Source organism: Subtercola boreus (genome assembly GCF_003399625.1).
Taxonomy (GTDB): Bacteria; Actinomycetota; Actinomycetes; order Actinomycetales; family Microbacteriaceae; genus Subtercola; species Subtercola boreus_C.
The window spans coordinates 1-18,379 of the sequence record NZ_NBXA01000021.1 but is presented as its reverse complement, the minus strand read 5'-3'; the positions used below and the strand labels follow the sequence as shown (position 1 = coordinate 18,379).

Below are 18,379 nucleotides of genomic sequence, written 5' to 3'. Positions count from 1 at the left end.
TGCACTGGCTGCCCCCGGGCGTTTCGCCCCTTGAAAGGATCAACGATGATCAAGCTCCTCTCCCATCTCTCCTACGTGGCGATCACGACGCCCGATGTCGAGGCATCCGTCGACTTCTACGTGAACAAGGTCGGCCTCACGGTGGTCGACCGCATCGACGGCGCCGTGTACCTCCGCTGCTGGGGTGACTACTACGCCTACAGCGTGGTCGTCGTTCCCGGCACCGAGGCGTCGCTTCAGACGATGGCGTGGCGCACCTCCAGCGCCGAAGCCCTCGACGAGGCCGCGAAGCGCATCGAGGCCGCAGGCGTCGACGGTGAATGGGTCGAGGTTCCGCAGATCGGCCGCGCCTACCGCTTCACCGGCCCCTACGGCCACAGCATGACCCTGCACTGGGATGTCACCCGGCACCACGACACCACCGGTGCCGCCTCGATCTATCCCGACCGCCCGTCCCGCCGCAGCACGGTCGCCGGCGCCCCCCGCCAACTCGACCACGTCACGGTTGCAGCGAGCGATGTCGACGGTTTCGCGAAGTGGTACAACGACGTGCTGGGCTTTCGCATCATGGCCCGCACCGTTCTCGACGAGGCCCCGATCTCGGTCTTCTCCGTGCTCACGACCAACGAGAAGAGCCACGACCTCGGCGTGGTGCTCGACGGCTCGAGCCGCGCCGGCCGGGTCAACCACTACGCGTTCTGGTCCGACACCCGGGAAGAGGTGCTGATCGCCGCCGACGTGCTGATGGAGCAGGGCTACCCGATCGAGTACGGTCCCTCGATCCACGGCATCGGCGAGCAGGTCTTCCTCTACTACCGCGAGCCTTCGGGCCTCCGTATCGAACTGAACACCGGCGGCTACCGAAACTACGTGCCCGACTGGGAGCCGAACACCTGGAAGCCCTCGCTCGGCTCGAACAACTTCTACCGCAACGGCGCGATGCCGATGTCGATGACCGAGTCGTTCCCGCCCGCCGACGGCCCGAGCGCCACCGAGGAGGGCGTGCCCGACGAGATCAAGCACGCCCTGCTGAACCCGTACGCTGAGCAGGGCAGGGGCTGACCGTGGCTCACATCGACGGACTCACGGCCCCCTATGCCCTGGCCCGCTACCGCGACGGCGAACAGGTGCGCCTCGGCCTGGTGGCGGGTGACCGGATCCGGCCGCTCAGTGCCGACGATCTCGGTGCAGCAGACCTGAACGCCTTCCTCGCAACCGCCGACTGGGCGCGCCTCGAACGTCTGGCTGCCGATGGCGACGCCGGCGGGTGGATGCCCGTGGCCGACGTCATGCTCACCGCCCCCGTCGAGCCCCGCCAGGTGCTGCAGGCCGGTGCGAACTACCGCGAGCACGTCATCCAACTGGTCGCGGCGGGCCTCACCCAGGACGGATCGCGCACCCCGGAGGAGGCCCGCGCCTTCGCGGCCGAGATGATGGACAAGCGGGCCGCCCACGGCGACCCCTACTTCTTCATCGGCCTGCCCGCCTGCGTGGTGGGCGACGACGTCGACCTCGCTCTGCCGCCCTACAGCGCGGTGCACGACTGGGAGCTGGAGCTCGCCATCGTGATCGGTGCGCCCGCCTTCCGGGTGAGCCGCGAAGAGGCACTCGCGCACGTGGCCGGCTACACGATCGTGAACGACATCACGACCCGCGACCTCGTCTTCCGCAAGGACATGAAGGAGATCGGCACCGATTGGTACCGCGCGAAGAATGCGCCGGGATTCCTGCCGACGGGGCCGTTCCTGGTGCCCGCGCAGTTCGTCGACGTCGACGCCGCGACCGTCGAGCTGAAGCTCAACGGCGAGACGAAACAGAACGGCTCGACCAGCGACCTGCTGTTCGGCGTCGCCGCGCTCATCTCCGGTGCATCGGAGACGATGCCGCTCCTGCCCGGCGACATCCTGCTCACCGGCAGCCCCGCAGGCAACGGCCAGCACTGGAAGCGGTTCCTGCAGGATGGCGACGTGATGACCGGCTCGATCACGGGCCTCGGCACGCAGACCGTGCGGTGCATCGCAGAACAGGATGCCTCGTGACGGCCCCTGCCGAGCATCCGGAGGCCCTCGACCGCTCCGACCCCGAGGCGGAGATCAACGCGCGGGCCGAGGCCTACCGCAACTGGGGCCGCTGGGGCGAGGACGACGTTCTCGGCACCCTGAACTACGTCGACGCCGCCAAGCGCCGGCAGGCCGCGGCCCTCGTCACTGACGGCACGGTCGTCTCGCTGACCCAGTCGTTCGACATGAACGGACCGCAGAAGGGCTGGCGCCGACGTACCAATCCGGTGCACACGATGCTCGACACGGGAACGGATGCCGAGCGGGGCAACCAGGGATTCCCGCACGGCATCGGGGGAGCCGACGACATCGTCGCGATGCCCCTGCAGTGCTCGACCCAGTGGGACGGCCTCGGTCACATCTTCGACCACGGTTTCGCCTGGAACGGGCGACGGGCGGGCGATGTGGTGACGAGCGACGGCGACCTGGTGACCGGCATCGAGCACGCGACCGCGGCCGGTGTCTCGCGCGGGGTGCTGCTCGACCTCGGCCGCCACCTGTTCCCCGCAACCGGCGAGCTGCCCGACGGCTATGCGATCACCGCTGCCGACCTCGACGCGTGCATCGCTTCGCAGGGTGCGACGAGTGCCGTCGGCACGGGCGACATGATCGTGGTGCGAACCGGGCAGCTGGCGCGGGCGAAGCGCGACGGCTGGGGCGACTACGCCGGAGGGCCCGCGCCCGGGCTCTCGCTCACGACGGCGGGCTGGATCCACCGCACCGAGGTCGCGGCGATCGCGACCGACACGTGGGGGTTCGAGGTGCGGCCCAACGAATTCGATGTGGCGGCGTTCCAGCCGCTGCACCAGGTGGCGATACCGAACATCGGGCTCACGATCGGGGAGCTGTGGGACCTCGACGAACTCGCTGAGTCGTGCCTCGCGCGGGGCCGGTACGAGTTCCTCCTCGTGGCTTCGCCGCTCGCGATCACCGGGGCCGTCGGTTCGCCGATCAACCCGGTCGCGATCTTCTGAACCAACCGCGAATGACGTTTCACAGAACAGAGAGGTTCTGACATGACAGCAGTGCAAAAAGTGGCCATCGCCGGGAGTGGGGCGGCCGCGCTCGCGACCGCCATCCAGCTCGCGAAGGCGGGAGTCGAGGTCGACGTCTTCGAGCTGAAGCCCGAACTCAGCACGGTCGGATCGGGCATCACGCTGCAGGGCAACGCGCTCCGTGTGTTCGATGCGCTGGGAGTCTGGTCGCGCATCCGGGAGATCGGCTACCCGTTCGACGGGCTGAGCATCCGCGCGCCCGGCCCGGGAGCGCCGGTGATCGCCGACCTGCCCGAGGTGCAGACGGGTGGCCCCGACTACCCGGCCGCGATGGGCATGTACCGGCCCGACCTCAACCGGGTGCTGCTCGAACGGGCCGAGGAGGTCGGGGTGAGCATCCACTTCGCCTCGGCGGTGACCGCTGCGGAGGCCCTCGGCGACGACGCGGTCGAGGTGTGGGTGAATGGCGAGTCGGCCGGACGCTACGACCTGCTGGTGGGAGCCGACGGTGTGCACTCCAGCGTGCGCGACCTGATCGGCATCGACACGGGTCCGGTGCGCACCGGCATGGGGATCTGGCGCGCCCAGGTGTCGCGGCCTCCCGAGGTCGAACACAGCGAGCTGTACTACGGCGGCCCGGCCTACATTGCCGGCTACACGCCCACCGGCGAGGACTCGATGTACGCCTTCCTCGTCGAGGCGTCGCACGACCGCGCCGGCATCACGAGCGGCGAGGCAGCCCGCCTCATGATCGAACAGTCGCTGGCCTACCAGGGGCCGTGGGAGTCCATCCGCCGCGATCTCGAGGGGTCGGACGCGCGGGTCAACTACACCTGGTTCACCTCCCACATCGTGCCGGACGCCTGGAACCGCGGGTGCATCGTCATCATCGGCGACGCGGCGCACAGCTGCCCGCCGACGATCGCCCAGGGTGCGGCCCAGGCCCTCGAAGACGCCTTCGTGCTGAGCGAACTCCTTGTTGCGGCCGACGTGCTCGACGAGTCGCTGTGGGAGGCGTTCCACCGGCGCCGGTTGCCGCGAGCAACGGCGGTGGTCGAGGCCTCCGTGCAGCTCGGCAGATGGCAGCTCGAACACGACAGGGACGCGGATGCCCCCGGCCTCATCTTCGGGATCGCCCGTCAGATGGCGGAACTCGCATGAGCGCCGGGAGTGCGACCGGGGACACCACCGGCAGAGTCGCCGACGTGCCAACCGGCATCACCACCGACGTGCACGCGCACGTGCTGCTCCCCTCCCTCCAGGGCGCGGTCCAGGGCCGGGCGCCCGAAGGCTTCGCCGAAGCCCAGGCGCTCGAAGTCCGGCGGAACGGGCCGGAGAGTCTCGCGGCATCCGGTGCCATGATCCGCGAGCGGTTCGGCCGGCTCACCGACCTCGGTGCGCGGCTGGCGGCGATGTATGCCCAGCGCGTCGACCGACAGTGGGTGAGCGCCTCGCCCAGCCACTTCTACCCGTGGGCCGAGGAGGGTCTGGCCGTCTGGACCGCGCTCGAGACCAACCGGCTCGTCGCCGAGCACGTTGCGGGCGCCCCCGAGCGGCTCACCGGTCTCGGGGTGGTGCCGTTGCAGCATCCGTCCCGCCTCGTGGAGTGCCTCGACGACGCCATGCTCGGCCGGGGACTCGCGGGTGTGGAGATCTCGTCGTTCGCCGGCGATGTCGAGCTGTCGGATGAGCGGCTCGAGCCGTTCTGGTCACGTGCCGAAGAGCTGGGTGCGATCATCTTCCTCCACCCGTTCGGCTGCAGTCTCGACGAGAGGCTCGACCGTTTCTACCTCTCGAACACCGTCGGCCAGCCGACCGAGAACGCTGTGGCGCTCTCGCACCTGATCTTCTCGGGGGTGCTCGACCGGCACCCGGGACTGACCATCGTGGCGGCTCACGGCGGCGGCTACCTGCCGACCGCGATCGGCCGCTCCGACCACGCCTGGCGGGTGCGCCCCGAGGCGCACGGCTGCGCCGACGAGCCGTCGAGCTACCTCAGCCGCATCTTCTTCGACACGGTGGTGCACGATCCGCGTCAGCTCCGGCACCTCGTCGAGATCGTCGGCGAGTCGCAGGTGCTGCTCGGCAGCGACTTCCCGTTCGACATGGGGCCGGAGGATCCGGTGTCATTCGTCAGATCGGCAGGTCTCGGCCATGCAGTCGAGCAGCGCATCCTGGGCGGCAACGCGGATGCCCTGCTCGGAGCGCGGGTGACGCCGTGAGGATCGCCCGCTGGTCGGTCGCCGGGCAGCCGGGTGTCGTGGGCGAGGGGTTCGTCACCGGATCGCGCGTGGTGGAGTTCCCCCGCGGGCTGACGGTGGCGGCGGTGCTCCGCGGCGGGTTGGGGCTGGCGGCGGAACTGCAGGCCGAGCTCGCTGCGCAACAGGGCGATGACGCGGGCCGGCCCCTGGCCGAGGTGCAGCTGCTGGCGCCGCTGGTGCCGGCGAGCATCCGCGACTTCGTGGCGTTCGAGGAGCACGTCGAAGGGGTCAGCGCCTCGGTCGACGGCAAGAGTGAGGTCGTAACCGAGTGGTATGAAGCACCCACCTTCTACTTCACGAACCCGCACACCGTGCTCGGGCCGGAGGCAGCCGTGAGCCCTCCGATCTGCGAACGGCTCGACTTCGAGCTCGAAGTCGCCGCGGTGATCGGCGGCGCCGGCGGCTCGAACCTCACGCCGGGCGAGGCCCACAGCGTCATCTTCGGCTACACCGTGATGAACGACTGGTCGGCGCGCGACCTGCAGTCCCGCGAGATGAAGGTGCGCCTCGGCCCCGCCAAGGGCAAGGACTTCGGCACGAGCCTCGGCCCGTGGATCGTGACGGCCGATGAGCTCGAACCGTCTCTCGACGGCGACGGGTTCCTCGCGGTGCACGCCGAGGTGCGCGTCAACGACGAACTGATCGGCGAGGATCTGGTGTCGAACATGGGCTGGCCGTTCGGCGAACTGGTGGCCTACGCGTCCCGCAACTCGCTGGTGGTGGCCGGAGACGTTCTGGGGTCGGGCACGACCGGCAACGGCGGATGCCTCGCCGAACTCTGGGGTCGACGGGGCGAGCTGACACCACCGCCGCTCGGCGAGGGCGATGTGGTGCGCATGAGCGTCGAGGGCATCGGCGAGCTGGTGTCGGTGGTCGGGCCGGCGGTGCCCGCGCCGTCTCTCTCGCGGGCCCGTGAGCGGACCCGGGCGCGCACGAGGTCTGCCGAACCGTCCGCAGAGCCGCGATGATTCAGCCGGGCCTCGCGGGCCGGATGGTCGTGGTCACCGGTGCCGCCGGGGGGCAGGGCGCCGCCGAGGCACTGCTGCTCGCGGCATCCGGAGCCCGTGTGGTCGCGGTGGATCTGCCCGACCAGGCGCCCGCGGCGTTCGCGGGCAGCGGCGTGACCTACCGCCACCTCGACGTCACCTCCGAAGCGGACTGGCAGCAGCTGGCGAATGACCTCACCACCGAGCTGCAGGGCGCCACGCTCGGCGCGCTCATCAACAATGCCGGCATCACGCACCGCGCCCGGCTCGGCGAGACCCTGCTCAGCGACTGGGAGCGTGTGCTCGCGGTGAACCTGACGGGCCCGATGCTCGGCATCCAGGCGCTCGCGCCGCTGATGGGGCCCGGGTCGTCGATCCTGAACGTCGGGTCGTCGGCCGCGCTGACGGCGCACTACACCGCGGCCTATACGGCGTCGAAGTGGGGTCTCCGCGGCCTCACCCACGTTGCGGCGGCGGAATACGGCCCCCGCGGCATCCGCGTCAACGCCGTGCATCCCGGTTTCATCGAGACCGACATGACCCGAGGCGCCCCGTCGGCGATGCGCGATGCGCAGCTCGCGCTGACCCCGCTCGAACGTCTGGGCCAGTCCGTCGAGGTGGCCGAACTCGCCGTCTTCCTCTGCTCGGATGCGGCGTCGTACATTTCGGGCGCCGAGATCCCCGTCGACGGTGGGTTCACCTCGGCCGGCGGATCGAAGTTCATGAGCGACAGCATCCGCGACGCGGCCACCAGTGCCGCTTTGCGACCTACTTTAGTTGCAATGCTACATAAGACCACATAGGATGATCTCGACGCAGGGGCTTCGCGCCCGTTCTTCGTGGTGACGATGCCTCGGGGGCACAAAGGGTCGCGTCGATGGCCCGATCTCTCGGGTGATGCGAACACCTATGGCACTCTCACCGCTCCGACTCCGCTTTCTCGTCGTCTCCCTGCTCACCGTCTCCTTCATCGGCGCCCTCGACAACACTGTCGTCTCCACCTCGCTCGCCACCATCGCGGGGGACCTCGGCGCCCTGCAGCACCTCGGCTGGGTGATCGTCGGCTACACCCTCGCGAGCACCGTCACCCTGCCGATCATCGGCAAGCTCGGCGACCTCTTCGGTCCGCGCACGGTCTTCCTGTCGTCGTTGGTCGTCTTCCTCGCGGCCTCGCTCGCCTGCGGGCTCGCGTCGAGCATGGCATGGCTCATCGTGGCGAGGGTGGTGCAGGGTATGAGTTCCGCGGGCCTGCAGCTCATGTCGCAGACCATCATCGCTCGCGTGACCTCGCCCCGCGAGCGGCCGCGCCTGATGTCGATCATCGGTGCTGCCTTCCCGATCGCGATCCTCGTCGGGCCGGTGCTCGGCGGGCTCATCGCCGACAACTGGGGCTGGCCGTGGATCTTCTGGATCAACATCCCGATCGGTATCGCGGCCTTCGCGCTCGCGGTGTTCGCCGTTCCACACATCGCGCCCGGCCTCAGGGCGCGCTTCGACTTCGCCGGTGCGGCCTCGCTCACAGTGGCACTCACCGCCCTGGTTCTCGCCGTGACCTGGATCGGAGATCCTGCTCTCGGTGCGTCGGCCGCACTGGCGTTCGCGGTCTCGGCGGTGGCCTTCTTCGTCTTCTTCGTCGTCGAGTTCCGGGTGGCGGAGCCGCTCGTGCCGCTCCGCGTCTTCGCGAACCGAACGGTCGCCGCCGGCACCGCCATCTCGGCCATCATCGGCGTGGGGCTGTTCTCGATCACCTCCTACCTGCCGACCTATTTCCAGATGACCTCTGGTCTGAGCGCGACGGAATCCGGGCTCGTGCCCCTCGCGACAGTGTTCGGGATGCTCGTCAGCAACCTGTTCACCGGCGCTCTCGCCAGCCGCACCGGCCACTACCGGCCGTTCCCGATCATCGGCACAGCGCTCGGCGCCGGCGGTCTCTTCGTGATGTCTGTACTGCCCGGCGGGGTTCCGCTCTGGGTGCCCATGGTGGTGATGGCCGTCGTGGGCGTGGGCACCGGAGCCTTCATGAGCCTGATCGTCGCGGTGGTGCAGAGCGCCGTCTCCGACCGCGAGACCGGATCCATCACCTCGACCGTCAACCTGGTGCGCCAGGTCGGCTCGACCGTCGCGACCGCGGTGATCGGCGGCGTGATCGGGTTCGGGGTCGCCGCCCTGCTGCCCGTGGGCCTCGACGCCTCCACCCTCACGCCGCACCTCGTGCAGGGGTCTTCGCCTGCCGTGCAGGCCGACGTCGCCGCCATCTACCACGATGTCTTCTCTCCGATCTTCCTCGCGCTGGCCATCACCTACGGGGTCGGTATCGTCGCCAGCGTGCTGCTGCCGAAGGGCCGTCTCTCGGCGGAGCGGGTCGCCGAACCCGAACCGCTCGCTGTCTGAATCCGAACGAACCACCCGCATGAACCCGAAGGAGCACTCATGACGCACCAGCCCACCACCACCATCGCCGTCGTCGGCAGTGGCCCGATCGGTGCCGCCTACGCGCGGGTGCTGCTCGAGAACCTGCCGGGCGCGCACGTCACCATGTTCGAGGCCGGCCCGCAGCTGAGCGCCGTTCCGGGCGAGAGTGTGCGGAACATCCCCGATCCCGACGAGAAGAAGCGCGCCCGGGAACTCTCCCAGGGCCCGCAGGCCGGCAGCCTCCGCGAGGAGCTCGGCCTCTCCCTCGCGCCGGTGGTCGAGGGCATGTTCACGGCGCGCGAGGGCACCCACCTGCTCGATTTCGGAGGCCCCGGATCGGCGCACTCCAAGACATTCCCGGCCGGAGCCGCCTCGACCAACGTGGGTGGCATGGCCGCGCACTGGACGTGCGCCACCCCGCGGCCGGCCTTCAGCGAGAAGATCCCGTTCATCGGCGACGCCGAGTGGAGCGACCTGATCGACGTCGCCGAGCAGCTCCTGCACGTGCAGAGCGCAGCGTTCGCCGATTCTGCGGTGGGGGGCGCGATCCGGAGCCTGCTCACCGACGAATTCGGGGCCGAGCTCCCCGAGGGCTACGGCCCCAGCACCCTGCCTGTCGCGGGCGACCCGCAGCCCGACGGTTCGATGCGCTGGGCCGGATCGGATGTCGTGCTCGGGGAACTCATCGAGCCGGGGTCGCCCCTCTCCCAGCGCTTCACGCTGCGCGATCTCTCGCTGGTTCGTCGCATCGACCATGACGGCACGCGGGTCACGGGTCTCACCGTCGAAGACCTCCGAACGGGCCAGACCTCGTCCTTCGAGGCGGATCTGGTCGTGGTGGCCGCAGACGCCTTCCGTTCGCCCCAGCTGCTGTGGGCATCCGGAATCCGCCCCCGCGCGCTCGGCCACTACCTCACCGAGCACCCGGTCGTCATCTCCACGGTGGCGCTCGACGCAGAGCGGATGGCACGTCTCGCCACCGAGGAGCAGCTCGACGAGGAGCTCGCCCGCCGGGCCGTCAACCCGGTCGACCCCGTGGCGGCGGTCAACCGCATCCCGTTCTCGGAGCCGGACCACCCGTTCTCGCTGCAGGTGATGTACTCGGAGACCACACCGTTCCCGATGCAGCCGGGCACGCCGTACTCGGAGAACCGCTGGGGGTACGTGAACATGGGGTACGGAATGCGCAAGCAGCCCCGCTTCGAAGACGGCGTCGCCTTCGACGACGACGAGCTCGACTACCGGGGATTTCCCAACTTGACCGTGCGCTACGCGCTGACCCCGTCGGAGGAGGCCGAGATCGCCGAGGGCACCGCACTTCTGCGGCGTGCCGGCGGGGCGCTCGGGCACTTCGTCGCCGAACCGCGGCTGCTGCCGGCCGGATCGAGCCTGCACTACATGGGGACGATGCGGATGGGTGCCACCGACGACGGTTCATCCGTGGCCGACCCGTGGTCGAGGGTCTGGGGATTCGACAACCTCGTCGTGGGGGGCAATGCGCTGATCCCGACGGCCACGGCGATGAACCCGACGCTGATGAGTGTCGCCATCGCTGTGCGCGGGGCGCGGGCGGCGGCTTCCCGGCTCGCTGCCGAGTCCGCTGGCGCAGCGGATGCCGCCGACGCCGTTGCCGGGGACGCAGTGCGGGCCTGAGGCGGCGGCGACAGTGTCCGGGGTCAGCGAGCTCCGCGCGCTGGCGGCCATCGCGCTGGCCGTCTCGTTGCCGGTCGCCTTCGTTCTGCTGGCGATCCTACGCGTGACGCGCGAGCGATCGCCGGTGCCCGGCAGGCTCTTCGCGTGGGCTGGCGGGCTGAGCCTCGCTTCGACGGCAGTACTGCTGCTTCTCGCCTGAGCCGTACGATCGGCTTCGTGGCCGTGGTCGTGGTCGTGGCCAGGCTCAGGTGGCCGCGCGAAGTCGGGTGATGCGCGAGCGAATCCGCTCGTCGAGGTCGTCGAACTCGTCAAGCACATCGGTGACGGCGTAGACGCGATCGCGCTTGCGATTCGTCACCTCGGTGATGATCCGTGACTCCTGGAGCTGCTCGATCGCCCGGTACACCGCCCGCTCTCGAAGCCCCGTATGCGCTGTCAGCTGCTCGGCCGTGAACACCGGCAGGCCCACCAGTACGTCGAGGATGCTCTCCGTGGCGCTGCCGGCGCGGAGGCCGACAACATGCCGCCACGCGTCGGAATACCTGATGAACGACCTGGCCGTTCTGCGGGCCTCACGTGCAGCGACCTCCACGCACAGGGCGACATCGGTGACGATCGCATCGGCATCGCCTCGCCGGTAGGCGGTGAGAAGTCCGAAATAGTGGTCAGTGTCGGCGGCGAGCGCCGACGCGACCGGCAGGACCGTTGCCGGAGTCACGTCGCGCCTGCGCAGCACCGCGCCGATCAGCGCGCGGCCGATCCGGCCGTTGCCGTCTGTGAACGGGTGGATGCTCTCGAACTGCGCGTGCACGATCGCGGCCTGCGCAACGGGGTCGACGTCGTCTCGGTTGGCGAACAGCAACAGGTCGGTGAGGTAGTCCGGCACGAGCTCAGGTGGCGGTGGCAGGTACAGCGCGTTGCGAGGCGAGAAGTGCGACCCGCCGATCCAGTTCTGCACGTCGCGCACTCGGCCGGCATAGCTGCGTTCGTCGGGATCATCACGCATGAGCAGCTCATGGGCGTGCAGGATCTCGTCGAGGTCGATGCTGGTCTCGGATGCGCTGATGAGTGCTGTGATGGCGCGGCCCGCAGAGACCATCGACACTGCGGAGGAGTTCTCCTTCAGGCCGCCCAGGGCGCGTGCGAACGCGGTGGTGCTGGCGTCGAGATGCTCGATGCGCGAGGAAGCGACGGACTCCATACGGATCAGAAAACCCGCGAGGGGCCCGAGAATATCGCCTGCTACGTGCTCGAGTTCCTCGGTTTCGTAGCGTGCACGGAGGATCTCACGCGGTGGTGGCGGGGGGACGTCGAGGCTGGCGATGTGGGGAGGCAGCGAGACCGTGATCTCCGAGAGGGTTCGATCGTCGCGGTTGCCGCGTCGGCTGGTGCTCCGCCATGCGACCTTCTGGTGTTCGTGCTCCGGCCAGTCGGTCATCGTGTCACTCCTGTCATCATCCGTCGTTTACCGACACTTATGGTGTTTATCTGACAATAACAGACGCTTTGCCGACATCGCGAGGCTCTTCGGCGCGGGCTGGGCTCGGGCGCAAGGGGTCGGCAGAGGGCGCTGGAAGGTCTACCGTCGAGGCTATGGAATACAGAACCCTCGGGAATTCAGGCGCGATCGTGTCGGAGCTGGCACTCGGAACGATGACCTTCGGCGCCGAGGCCGACGAAGCGACATCGCACGCGATCCTCGACACGTATGTCGAACGCGGCGGCACCTTCGTCGACACCGCAGACGTCTACAGCGCCGGAGAGTCGGAGGCGATCATCGGGCGATGGGTCGCAAAGAACCCCCAGAAGGCCGAGCAGGTGGTGTTGGCATCCAAGGGCCGGTTCCCGATGGGAGAGGGGCCGAACGATCTCGGGCTCTCGCGGCGACACCTCCGCACGGCGCTCGATGCTTCACTCACGCGGCTCGGTGTCGACCACATCGATCTCTACCAGATGCACGCGTGGGATGCCCTGACCCCGCTCGACGAGACGCTGAAGTTCCTCGACGACGCGGTCGCGGCCGGCAAGATCGGCTACTACGGATTCTCGAACTACCTCGGCTGGCAGCTCACCAAGGCCGTGCACCGTGCGGCGGCGCTCGACCTGGCGCCACCGGTCACGCTTCAGCCGCAGTACAGCCTGCTCGTGCGCGACATCGAACACGAGGTCGTGCCCGCCGCCCTCGATGCGCACATCGGGCTGCTTCCCTGGTCGCCCCTCGGCGGCGGCTGGCTGACCGGCAAGTACACCCGCGACGTTCCGCCGACCGGCGCGTCGCGTCTCGGGGAGAACCCGCAGCGCGGCATGGAGGCGTGGGAGGCGCGGAACGGCGACGAGCGCACCTGGAACATCCTCGGTGCCGTCGAGAGCATCGCGAGAAGCCACGATGCCACAGCCTCCCAGGTCGCCCTGGCGTGGCTGCTGGCGCAGCCCGCGGTCACCAGCGTGATCCTCGGGGCCCGCACGGTCGGGCAGCTTCTCGACAACCTGGGGGCATCCGCGCTGGAGCTGAGCGATGCAGAGATCACCCGGCTGTCGGATGCCAGCGCGCCGCACGTCGACGACTACCCCTACGGTGCGGCGGGTGTCGCGCAGCGAAACCGCAGCCTCCCGGGCGGGCGCTGACCCGGCGCCCGAGCGCCCCCGGGACACCCGAGGGCGACTCGCCGTGGGCGGCGCAGGCAACCCTTGGTGGATGGATCCCATCACGCTGCCTGCCCGCCATCGACGCATCAGAGTCGTCACGTCTTTCGCGGTGGCCGGGATGCTCGTGCTCGGACTCGCAGGGTGCGGTGCCGCGCCCAGCACCGCGCCGCCCGCGGACGCAGCTACGGGTACGTCCCCGGCGACGGCCAGCAGTGCCGCGCCCGACGCCATGCCGACCCCGCCGGACCAGACCGCGGCGCTCGCCGGCCTCGAGCAGAAGTTCGGCGCCCGCGTCGGCGTGAGCGCCGTCGACACGGTCACGGGGAAGCAACTCTCCTACCGCGATCGGCGGGCCGGCAGCGCTCGATGCGGCACTCCGCGACCAGGGCGACGACGTGTCCGAGGCCGTCAACTCCGAGCCGGCGCTCAACGTGATCGAACCCGGCAGCACCGACGACACCAGCACCCCGGCCGCGTTCACCGCGAACCTGTCCCGCCTCATCGCCGGCTCGTACCTGGCGATGGATGACCGCATGCTCCTCCTCGAGTGGATGACCGGCAACGCCACCGGCGACACGCTCATCCGCGCCGGCGCTCCGTCGGGCTGGAACGTGGCCGACAAGTCGGGCGGAGCCGGAGGCATCCGCAACGACATCGCCGTCGTCACCCCTCCGGGTGGGCATCCGATCGTCCTCACGATCTTCACGAACACCCTCGATCCCGACGCCGCTTACGACGACGCCCTCGTGGCCGACGTGGCCCGCGCCGTGCTCCCGGGTCTGGATTGACTCCGAACCGCGCAGAGCGTCATTAGGCTTTCGGTATGACCGACCACGCGGTGCCGAACCTGCCGTCTCGCGATTTCGATGACACCATCGCCTTCTACGGCGGTTTCGGATTCGACCTGGCGTATCGGGCTGATGACTGGCTGATTCTTCGTCGGCGGGAGCTCCAGCTGGAATTCTTTCCGTATCCGGATCTCGTGCCAGAGCAGAGTTCCTTCATGTGCAGCATCCGTGTCGACGACGCCGATCAGCTGTATCGGCAGATCAGGGACTCCGGGGTCGGTGAGAAGTCCGCCGGCAGACCGCGGTTGCATCCGGTGCGGTTGCAGCCCTGGGGGCAGCGGGCGGGATTCCTGATCGACCCCGACGGGACGCAGCTGCATCTGATCCAGAACGACGCCCCGGACACCGACGTCTCGACCTGAACGACGGGCAAAGAACACAGACCGACCCGTTGCAAGATATAATAAAACACGTCTTATATTGGTTAGGACATGTTTTAAGGAGGTCGAGCATGGCCAAACGAACAGTTCCTCTTCGCCCGCATGTACAAGACGCGCTCACCATCTGGGGGCAGCTGATTCGGCAGGGTCGAATCGACAGGGAATGGACGGCCAAGGACCTCGCCTCGCGTGCCAACCTCTCCGAACAGACGGTGCTCTCGGCCGAGTCGGGTACACGCGGTACGGCCGTCGGTACGATGATGGATCTCGCCGACCTTGTCGGCGTCCCGGTGTTCGGGTTGGACGATCGCGCAGAAATCGCCATTCGACGTCGGCGCGGCGAAGAGATGCTCGCCCTGCTCCCGACCCGCGTCCGGAAGACCCAGGTCGGAACCGACGATGACGACTTCTGACGAGCTCTACGTCTGGACCTGGCTATCGGGGCAGACCGAACCGGTGCTCGCAGGGCGCGTGAACCAGGTCGGTCCGCTCGCCACTTTCACCTACGCGATGAGGTACCGAACGCGGCCTGACGCGATCAGTCTGTTCGAGCCTGAGCTTCCTCTGCGGCCCGGCCTGCAGGACCCACTGGACGGATTGGACATCGCTGGCGTGCTCCGGGACGGGAGCCCCGATCGCTGGGGCCGTGGTGTGATCGAGAGTCGGCGACGCGCCGCTCCGAACTCGCTCAGCGCGATCGACTACATGCTGGGTTCCGGTTCGAACCGCTTCGGGGCGCTGGACTTCCAGGTCGATCGAGACGCGTACGTGCCCCGAGACGAGTCGGCGACGCTCGACGAACTGCACAGGGCGGCGATCATCCTGGGTGAACACGGCGAACTGTCGCCGTCGCTGGATGCCGCACTCCTGCATGGCACGACTCTGGGAGGCGCGCGTCCGAAGGCCACGCTCACCGACTCCGTCGGAGGGGAGTGGCTCGCAAAGTTCGCGTCGTCAGACGACCGTATCTTCTCGGTGGTGAATGCTGAAGGAGCGATGCTCGAGCTCGCCCGGGCGTGCGGGATGGACGTCCCTGAGAGCCGGGTCGTTCCGTCTCTCGGTAAGGAGGTGCTTCTCGTTCGGCGCTTCGATCGAGACGGTTCCGGTGGCAGGCGACACGCGGTGTCGGGCCTGACGATGGCCCAGACGGACGAGATGTACGCCCGGTATGTGTCGTACCCGCAGATTCTCGATGTGCTCCGCGAATACGCGAAAGATGCGACTCGGCCGGGCCCCGAGCTGTTCCGCCGTATTGCTCTGAACATCGCCATCAGCAACAACGACGACCACGCCCGGAACCACGCCGCGTTCTGGGACGGGAAGCACCTCGAACTGACTCCGGTCTACGACCTCGCGCCGGGGCAGAGGTCCGGTGACTCGTTCGATCAGGCCATGGCGTACGGCCGAGGTGATCGCGGGGCCAGGGTCTCCAACTTCACCGCGCTCGTCGGTGAGTCCGAGACCTACGGGCTGAGCGCCGCCGAGGCACGAGACGTCATCGATCGTCTCGTTTCGAGCATCGAGGAGAACTGGGATGGCGCAGCCGAGATGGCTCGGCTGAGCGCTGCAGACAAGCGGAAGCTCCGCGAGAAGCAGGTGCTGCCGAGAGCGGCCTTCTTCGGATACTCACGGGAATGGCTGTGACGGTCTGACGAGCGACGCGCACCGCGCGTAACGTTGACGGCATGATCACCCCCCGCACCGGCATCGACCTCGGCCCGCCGCCCATCGGCGCGGTGCCGCTCGAGATGCTCTGAGGCCGGCGCATGGACCTCGTCGTGTCACCCGCCCTGACGATTCCGTCGTCGGAGCTCGGCTGGCGGTTCTCCCGCTCGTCGGGCCCGGGCGGCCAGCACGTGAACACCTCCGACAGCCGGGTCGAGCTGATCTGGGACATCGCCGGTTCGACGGCTGTGTCCGAGAGCCAACGGGCGATCATCCTGTCGCGGCTCGAACGGCGTCTTGTCGCTGGCTCGCTGACCGTGATGGCTTCGGAGCGCCGGTCCCAGTTGCGGAACCGCGAGATGGCGTCGGCGAGGCTGGCGGAGATCATCGCTGCTGCGTTGGCTCCGGATGCCGCCCCCCGCCGCCCGACCAGGGCGACTCGCGGGTCGAAGCTCCGCCGGTTGAGCGCCAAGGGGCAGCGCGCCCAGACGAAGCAGCAGCGGCGGCGCCCCTCCGAGGAGTGACGGCCGGCTCCCTAGTCGTCTGCCCCGGGCTTCGCGATGAGACGTGCCTTGACGAAGATCATGCTGTCACCGATGCCTTCTGCCGCGGCCGCAGCCTTGAGCGCCGTCGCGGCGGCCGTGAGGGTCTCGGGGGTCGGCGCTCCGGCTGAGGTTCCGATGTGGGCGGTCACTGTCACGACGTCTTCCGAGCGGTTCACGTCGACAAGCACGTCTGGCGCCGGGAGGTCCAGGGCGCCGGCGATCCCCTCGGTCGCGGCGTGCAGGATCGCCTTTACCGGGAACACGGCGGTGACGCCGCTCGTTGCCGCGACGGCAGCGGTGAGGCTCTGTGCGAGATCCGAATCCGTGGTCATGGCCGGTCCTCCCGTGCGCGGTACACGTCTTCGACGGTGATGCCGATGGTGACGATCATCAGCTCCGTGTGCTCGGCGAGAGCGCGCGCGACCTCGTGCCGCAGGCGTTCGGTGACGGAGACGAGGTTGTGGCCGTATTCGGCGGCTACGGTCATCCGTACCTCCACGGGTTCGCCCGGCAGGGTGACGTCGCCGACCAGCACGGTGCGGCCGAGGATGATGCCGTCGAGGGAGTCGGCCACGTCACGGATGAGGCCCTGCACGGCAGCCTCGGTGACCGTCAACCGGATGGTCGGATCCGGGTGCCGGATCGGGATGTCGCGGCCGGCCCGCACCTCGTTCTTGATCGTGTCGAGCAGGCTGGTGATCCACAGCTCGTCGCGGTCGGGTTCGCCGGCGGCCTCGCGGGTGAGGGCCCGCCAGGACCTGTTGCGCAGGCGCGCCAGGGCGGAGAGGTACAGCAGGCAGCTGGCCGAGTTCTCGATGCTCGGGTTGTAGGGCTTCCGGCCGGCAGAGAGGTAGTCGTCGAGCTCGTCGACGGAGTGGCCGTCGATCAGCTCCTCGGCGCTCTGGCGCACGGGTGTGTCGTCGTGTTCGGTCATCGCCATGCCTCCAGTTCTGTGAGGAGGAACTTCCGGGTGCGGGCCAGAAGGCCTCGCACGGTCGCGGGGGGCAGATCGAGCGCCTCAGCGATCTCGTTGTACGTGAATCCGGCGGTCTCCCGCAGCAGCCAGCTCTGTCTCTGGACTGTGGGCAGTTTATCGAGTGCAACCCAGACGGCGTCCAGCTGGAGCCTGTTCTCGACGATACGGCTTGGATCGCTGGAGGGGGGTGCTGCGGGATCCCAGTCGGCGACATCGTCGTGTTCACGCCGCACGCGGATGCGGTCGATGGCCTTGTTCGAGACGATGCGCATGAGCCAGTTGCGCACGCGGGCAGGGTCGTCGAGATCGTCGAGGCTTCGCCATCCGGTGAGGAAGGCCTCCTGCACGACGTCGTCGGATTCGATGTCCGAACCGAGCAGTTTCGAGGCGAAGACACGCATCAGCGGCCCGTGGCGGCGGGCGAGCCATTCGAAAGCGGCGACATCGCCGTCCATCGCGCGGGAGGCGAGCGTCGCGTCGGCGGCGTTGCCCAGCCGCTCGGTGTCGTTCGTGTCGCTCACTCGCCTTGATCCGTTCCGGTTCCCGCATCTGTCACTCCGGGCGAGCCCGTGCCAGTGAATATAGCCGTATCTCCGACCGGTTGCGAAGCCCTTGCGGCGACCCTCCGACTGCGCCTGTTCGTCGCTCTGCCCCTTCTTCTGGGGGATCTGCATCACCAATCCGACACAACTATACGAACGAATATTCAGAGATCTGTGACGAATTCCTGTGTGGGCTCGTCTCAATTGTGTAGCCGACACCATCCCGAACCGGGCTGGGGCGGCATCCGAAATCCGGCCGCCTGGTCGGTTTCCCTTTGAAGAGTCCCTGGAGTTTTATCATGACGAACATCACCCCTACTTCCGTTCCGAAGAGCCCGGCGCACAGCAGCTCGTCGACGGGTAAGAACACGATCGCTGATGGTGTTGTCGAGAAGGTCGCTGGTATCGCG

General features: G+C 68.5%; 20 protein-coding genes. 16 read left to right on the top strand and 4 right to left on the bottom strand.

The window, feature by feature from the left end:
• The first annotated feature begins 45 nt into the window (after window positions 1-45).
• The 10 genes from B7R21_RS09640 to B7R21_RS09595 all read left to right on the top strand — a co-directional run bounded on the left by B7R21_RS09640 (window position 46) and on the right by B7R21_RS09595 (window position 10,566).
• On the top strand, window positions 46-1,062 hold the full coding sequence (locus tag B7R21_RS09640) for a VOC family protein (protein WP_116283043.1): 1,017 nt from the start codon (window positions 46-48) through the stop codon (window positions 1,060-1,062).
• Between the two features lie 2 nt (window positions 1,063-1,064).
• On the top strand, window positions 1,065-2,039 hold the full coding sequence (locus B7R21_RS09635) for a fumarylacetoacetate hydrolase family protein (RefSeq protein WP_253259738.1): 975 nt from the start codon (window positions 1,065-1,067) through the stop codon (window positions 2,037-2,039).
• Window positions 2,036-3,034 carry a cyclase family protein gene (locus tag B7R21_RS09630; protein WP_116283041.1) on the top strand — a complete coding sequence of 333 codons (999 nt, stop codon included), beginning with the start codon at window positions 2,036-2,038 and terminating at the stop codon, window positions 3,032-3,034. Before B7R21_RS09635 ends, B7R21_RS09630 begins: the two co-directional genes overlap by 4 nt.
• Window positions 3,035-3,076: 42 nt before the next feature.
• A complete protein-coding gene (locus B7R21_RS09625; protein ID WP_116283040.1) occupies window positions 3,077-4,216 on the top strand; it encodes an FAD-dependent monooxygenase in 1,140 nt (379 codons plus the stop codon).
• Window positions 4,213-5,277, top strand: a complete 1,065-nt coding sequence (locus B7R21_RS09620) for an amidohydrolase family protein (RefSeq protein ID WP_116283039.1) — start codon at window positions 4,213-4,215, stop codon at window positions 5,275-5,277. The genes B7R21_RS09625 and B7R21_RS09620 overlap by 4 nt, the downstream gene beginning before the upstream one ends.
• Window positions 5,274-6,284: a fumarylacetoacetate hydrolase family protein gene (locus B7R21_RS09615; RefSeq protein ID WP_116283038.1), complete on the top strand. Its 1,011-nt coding sequence runs from the start codon at window positions 5,274-5,276 to the stop codon at window positions 6,282-6,284. The genes B7R21_RS09620 and B7R21_RS09615 overlap by 4 nt, the downstream gene beginning before the upstream one ends.
• The gene (locus B7R21_RS09610; protein WP_116283037.1) at window positions 6,281-7,105 is read left to right on the top strand and encodes an SDR family NAD(P)-dependent oxidoreductase; all 825 of its coding nucleotides are present in this window, start codon (window positions 6,281-6,283) and stop codon (window positions 7,103-7,105) included. Before B7R21_RS09615 ends, B7R21_RS09610 begins: the two co-directional genes overlap by 4 nt.
• 106 nt (window positions 7,106-7,211) lie before the next feature.
• Complete coding sequence (locus B7R21_RS09605) at window positions 7,212-8,693, top strand: MFS transporter (protein ID WP_116283036.1); 1,482 nt, start codon at window positions 7,212-7,214, stop codon at window positions 8,691-8,693.
• Window positions 8,694-8,732: 39 nt separating this feature from the next.
• The gene (locus tag B7R21_RS09600) at window positions 8,733-10,367 is read left to right on the top strand and encodes a GMC oxidoreductase (protein WP_116283035.1); all 1,635 of its coding nucleotides are present in this window, start codon (window positions 8,733-8,735) and stop codon (window positions 10,365-10,367) included.
• 13 nt (window positions 10,368-10,380) lie between these two features.
• Window positions 10,381-10,566, top strand: coding sequence for a hypothetical protein (locus tag B7R21_RS09595; RefSeq protein WP_116283034.1), 186 nt, complete (start codon window positions 10,381-10,383; stop codon window positions 10,564-10,566).
• A gap of 45 nt (window positions 10,567-10,611) precedes the next feature.
• On the opposite strand, the gene B7R21_RS09590 is transcribed toward B7R21_RS09595, so the two are convergent.
• Window positions 10,612-11,805, bottom strand: a complete 1,194-nt coding sequence (locus tag B7R21_RS09590) for a Fic family protein (protein WP_116283033.1) — start codon at window positions 11,803-11,805, stop codon at window positions 10,612-10,614.
• Between the two features lie 155 nt (window positions 11,806-11,960).
• Here B7R21_RS09590 and B7R21_RS09585 point away from each other — a divergent pair, with 155 nt between their 5' ends.
• From B7R21_RS09585 to arfB, 6 genes are all read left to right on the top strand, one after another.
• Entirely contained in the window at window positions 11,961-12,992 is a 1,032-nt protein-coding gene (locus B7R21_RS09585) for an aldo/keto reductase (RefSeq protein ID WP_116283032.1), read from the top strand.
• A 416-nt stretch (window positions 12,993-13,408) separates the two neighbouring features.
• Window positions 13,409-13,801 (top strand): serine hydrolase, encoded by a 393-nt coding sequence (locus B7R21_RS20700; protein WP_253259737.1) that lies wholly within the window; start codon window positions 13,409-13,411, stop codon window positions 13,799-13,801.
• Window positions 13,802-13,836: 35 nt separating this feature from the next.
• Window positions 13,837-14,223 (top strand): bleomycin resistance protein, encoded by a 387-nt coding sequence (locus B7R21_RS09575; protein ID WP_116283030.1) that lies wholly within the window; start codon window positions 13,837-13,839, stop codon window positions 14,221-14,223.
• Window positions 14,224-14,312: 89 nt separating this feature from the next.
• Window positions 14,313-14,654: a helix-turn-helix transcriptional regulator gene (locus B7R21_RS09570; protein ID WP_116283029.1), complete on the top strand. Its 342-nt coding sequence runs from the start codon at window positions 14,313-14,315 to the stop codon at window positions 14,652-14,654.
• Complete coding sequence (locus B7R21_RS09565) at window positions 14,641-15,885, top strand: type II toxin-antitoxin system HipA family toxin (protein WP_116283028.1); 1,245 nt, start codon at window positions 14,641-14,643, stop codon at window positions 15,883-15,885. Before B7R21_RS09570 ends, B7R21_RS09565 begins: the two co-directional genes overlap by 14 nt.
• A gap of 122 nt (window positions 15,886-16,007) precedes the next feature.
• Window positions 16,008-16,430 carry an alternative ribosome rescue aminoacyl-tRNA hydrolase ArfB gene (gene arfB / locus B7R21_RS09560; RefSeq protein ID WP_116283027.1) on the top strand — a complete coding sequence of 141 codons (423 nt, stop codon included), beginning with the start codon at window positions 16,008-16,010 and terminating at the stop codon, window positions 16,428-16,430.
• An 11-nt stretch (window positions 16,431-16,441) separates the two neighbouring features.
• On the opposite strand, the gene B7R21_RS09555 is transcribed toward arfB, so the two are convergent.
• The 3 genes from B7R21_RS09555 to B7R21_RS09545 are packed head-to-tail and all read right to left on the bottom strand — an operon-like array spanning window position 16,442 to window position 17,948.
• Window positions 16,442-16,783, bottom strand: a complete 342-nt coding sequence (locus B7R21_RS09555; RefSeq protein ID WP_116283026.1) for a hypothetical protein — start codon at window positions 16,781-16,783, stop codon at window positions 16,442-16,444.
• Window positions 16,780-17,391, bottom strand: a complete 612-nt coding sequence (locus B7R21_RS09550; RefSeq protein ID WP_116283025.1) for an Asp23/Gls24 family envelope stress response protein — start codon at window positions 17,389-17,391, stop codon at window positions 16,780-16,782. Before B7R21_RS09550 ends, B7R21_RS09555 begins: the two co-directional genes overlap by 4 nt.
• On the bottom strand, window positions 17,382-17,948 hold the full coding sequence (locus tag B7R21_RS09545; RefSeq protein WP_253259736.1) for an RNA polymerase sigma factor: 567 nt from the start codon (window positions 17,946-17,948) through the stop codon (window positions 17,382-17,384). The genes B7R21_RS09550 and B7R21_RS09545 overlap by 10 nt, the downstream gene beginning before the upstream one ends.
• Between the last annotated feature and the right edge of the window lie 431 nt (window positions 17,949-18,379).

What these genes read in the sequence shown, in the direction of transcription:
- arfB (WP_116283027.1), top strand. Translation starts at nt 16,008, where the DNA reads ATGGACCTCGTCGTGTCACCCGCCCTGACGATTCCGTCGTCGGAGCTC.
- B7R21_RS09640 (WP_116283043.1), top strand. Translation starts at nt 46, where the DNA reads ATGATCAAGCTCCTCTCCCATCTCTCCTACGTGGCGATCACGACGCCC.
- B7R21_RS09625 (WP_116283040.1), top strand. Translation starts at nt 3,077, where the DNA reads ATGACAGCAGTGCAAAAAGTGGCCATCGCCGGGAGTGGGGCGGCCGCG.
- B7R21_RS09570 (WP_116283029.1), top strand. Translation starts at nt 14,313, where the DNA reads ATGGCCAAACGAACAGTTCCTCTTCGCCCGCATGTACAAGACGCGCTC.
- B7R21_RS09555 (WP_116283026.1), bottom strand. Translation starts at nt 16,783, where the DNA reads ATGACCACGGATTCGGATCTCGCACAGAGCCTCACCGCTGCCGTCGCG.
- B7R21_RS09565 (WP_116283028.1), top strand. Translation starts at nt 14,641, where the DNA reads ATGACGACTTCTGACGAGCTCTACGTCTGGACCTGGCTATCGGGGCAG.
- B7R21_RS09575 (WP_116283030.1), top strand. Translation starts at nt 13,837, where the DNA reads ATGACCGACCACGCGGTGCCGAACCTGCCGTCTCGCGATTTCGATGAC.
- B7R21_RS09600 (WP_116283035.1), top strand. Translation starts at nt 8,733, where the DNA reads ATGACGCACCAGCCCACCACCACCATCGCCGTCGTCGGCAGTGGCCCG.
- B7R21_RS09585 (WP_116283032.1), top strand. Translation starts at nt 11,961, where the DNA reads ATGGAATACAGAACCCTCGGGAATTCAGGCGCGATCGTGTCGGAGCTG.
- B7R21_RS09550 (WP_116283025.1), bottom strand. Translation starts at nt 17,391, where the DNA reads ATGGCGATGACCGAACACGACGACACACCCGTGCGCCAGAGCGCCGAG.
- B7R21_RS09590 (WP_116283033.1), bottom strand. Translation starts at nt 11,805, where the DNA reads ATGACCGACTGGCCGGAGCACGAACACCAGAAGGTCGCATGGCGGAGC.
- B7R21_RS09620 (WP_116283039.1), top strand. Translation starts at nt 4,213, where the DNA reads ATGAGCGCCGGGAGTGCGACCGGGGACACCACCGGCAGAGTCGCCGAC.
- B7R21_RS09605 (WP_116283036.1), top strand. Translation starts at nt 7,212, where the DNA reads ATGGCACTCTCACCGCTCCGACTCCGCTTTCTCGTCGTCTCCCTGCTC.
- B7R21_RS09610 (WP_116283037.1), top strand. Translation starts at nt 6,281, where the DNA reads ATGATTCAGCCGGGCCTCGCGGGCCGGATGGTCGTGGTCACCGGTGCC.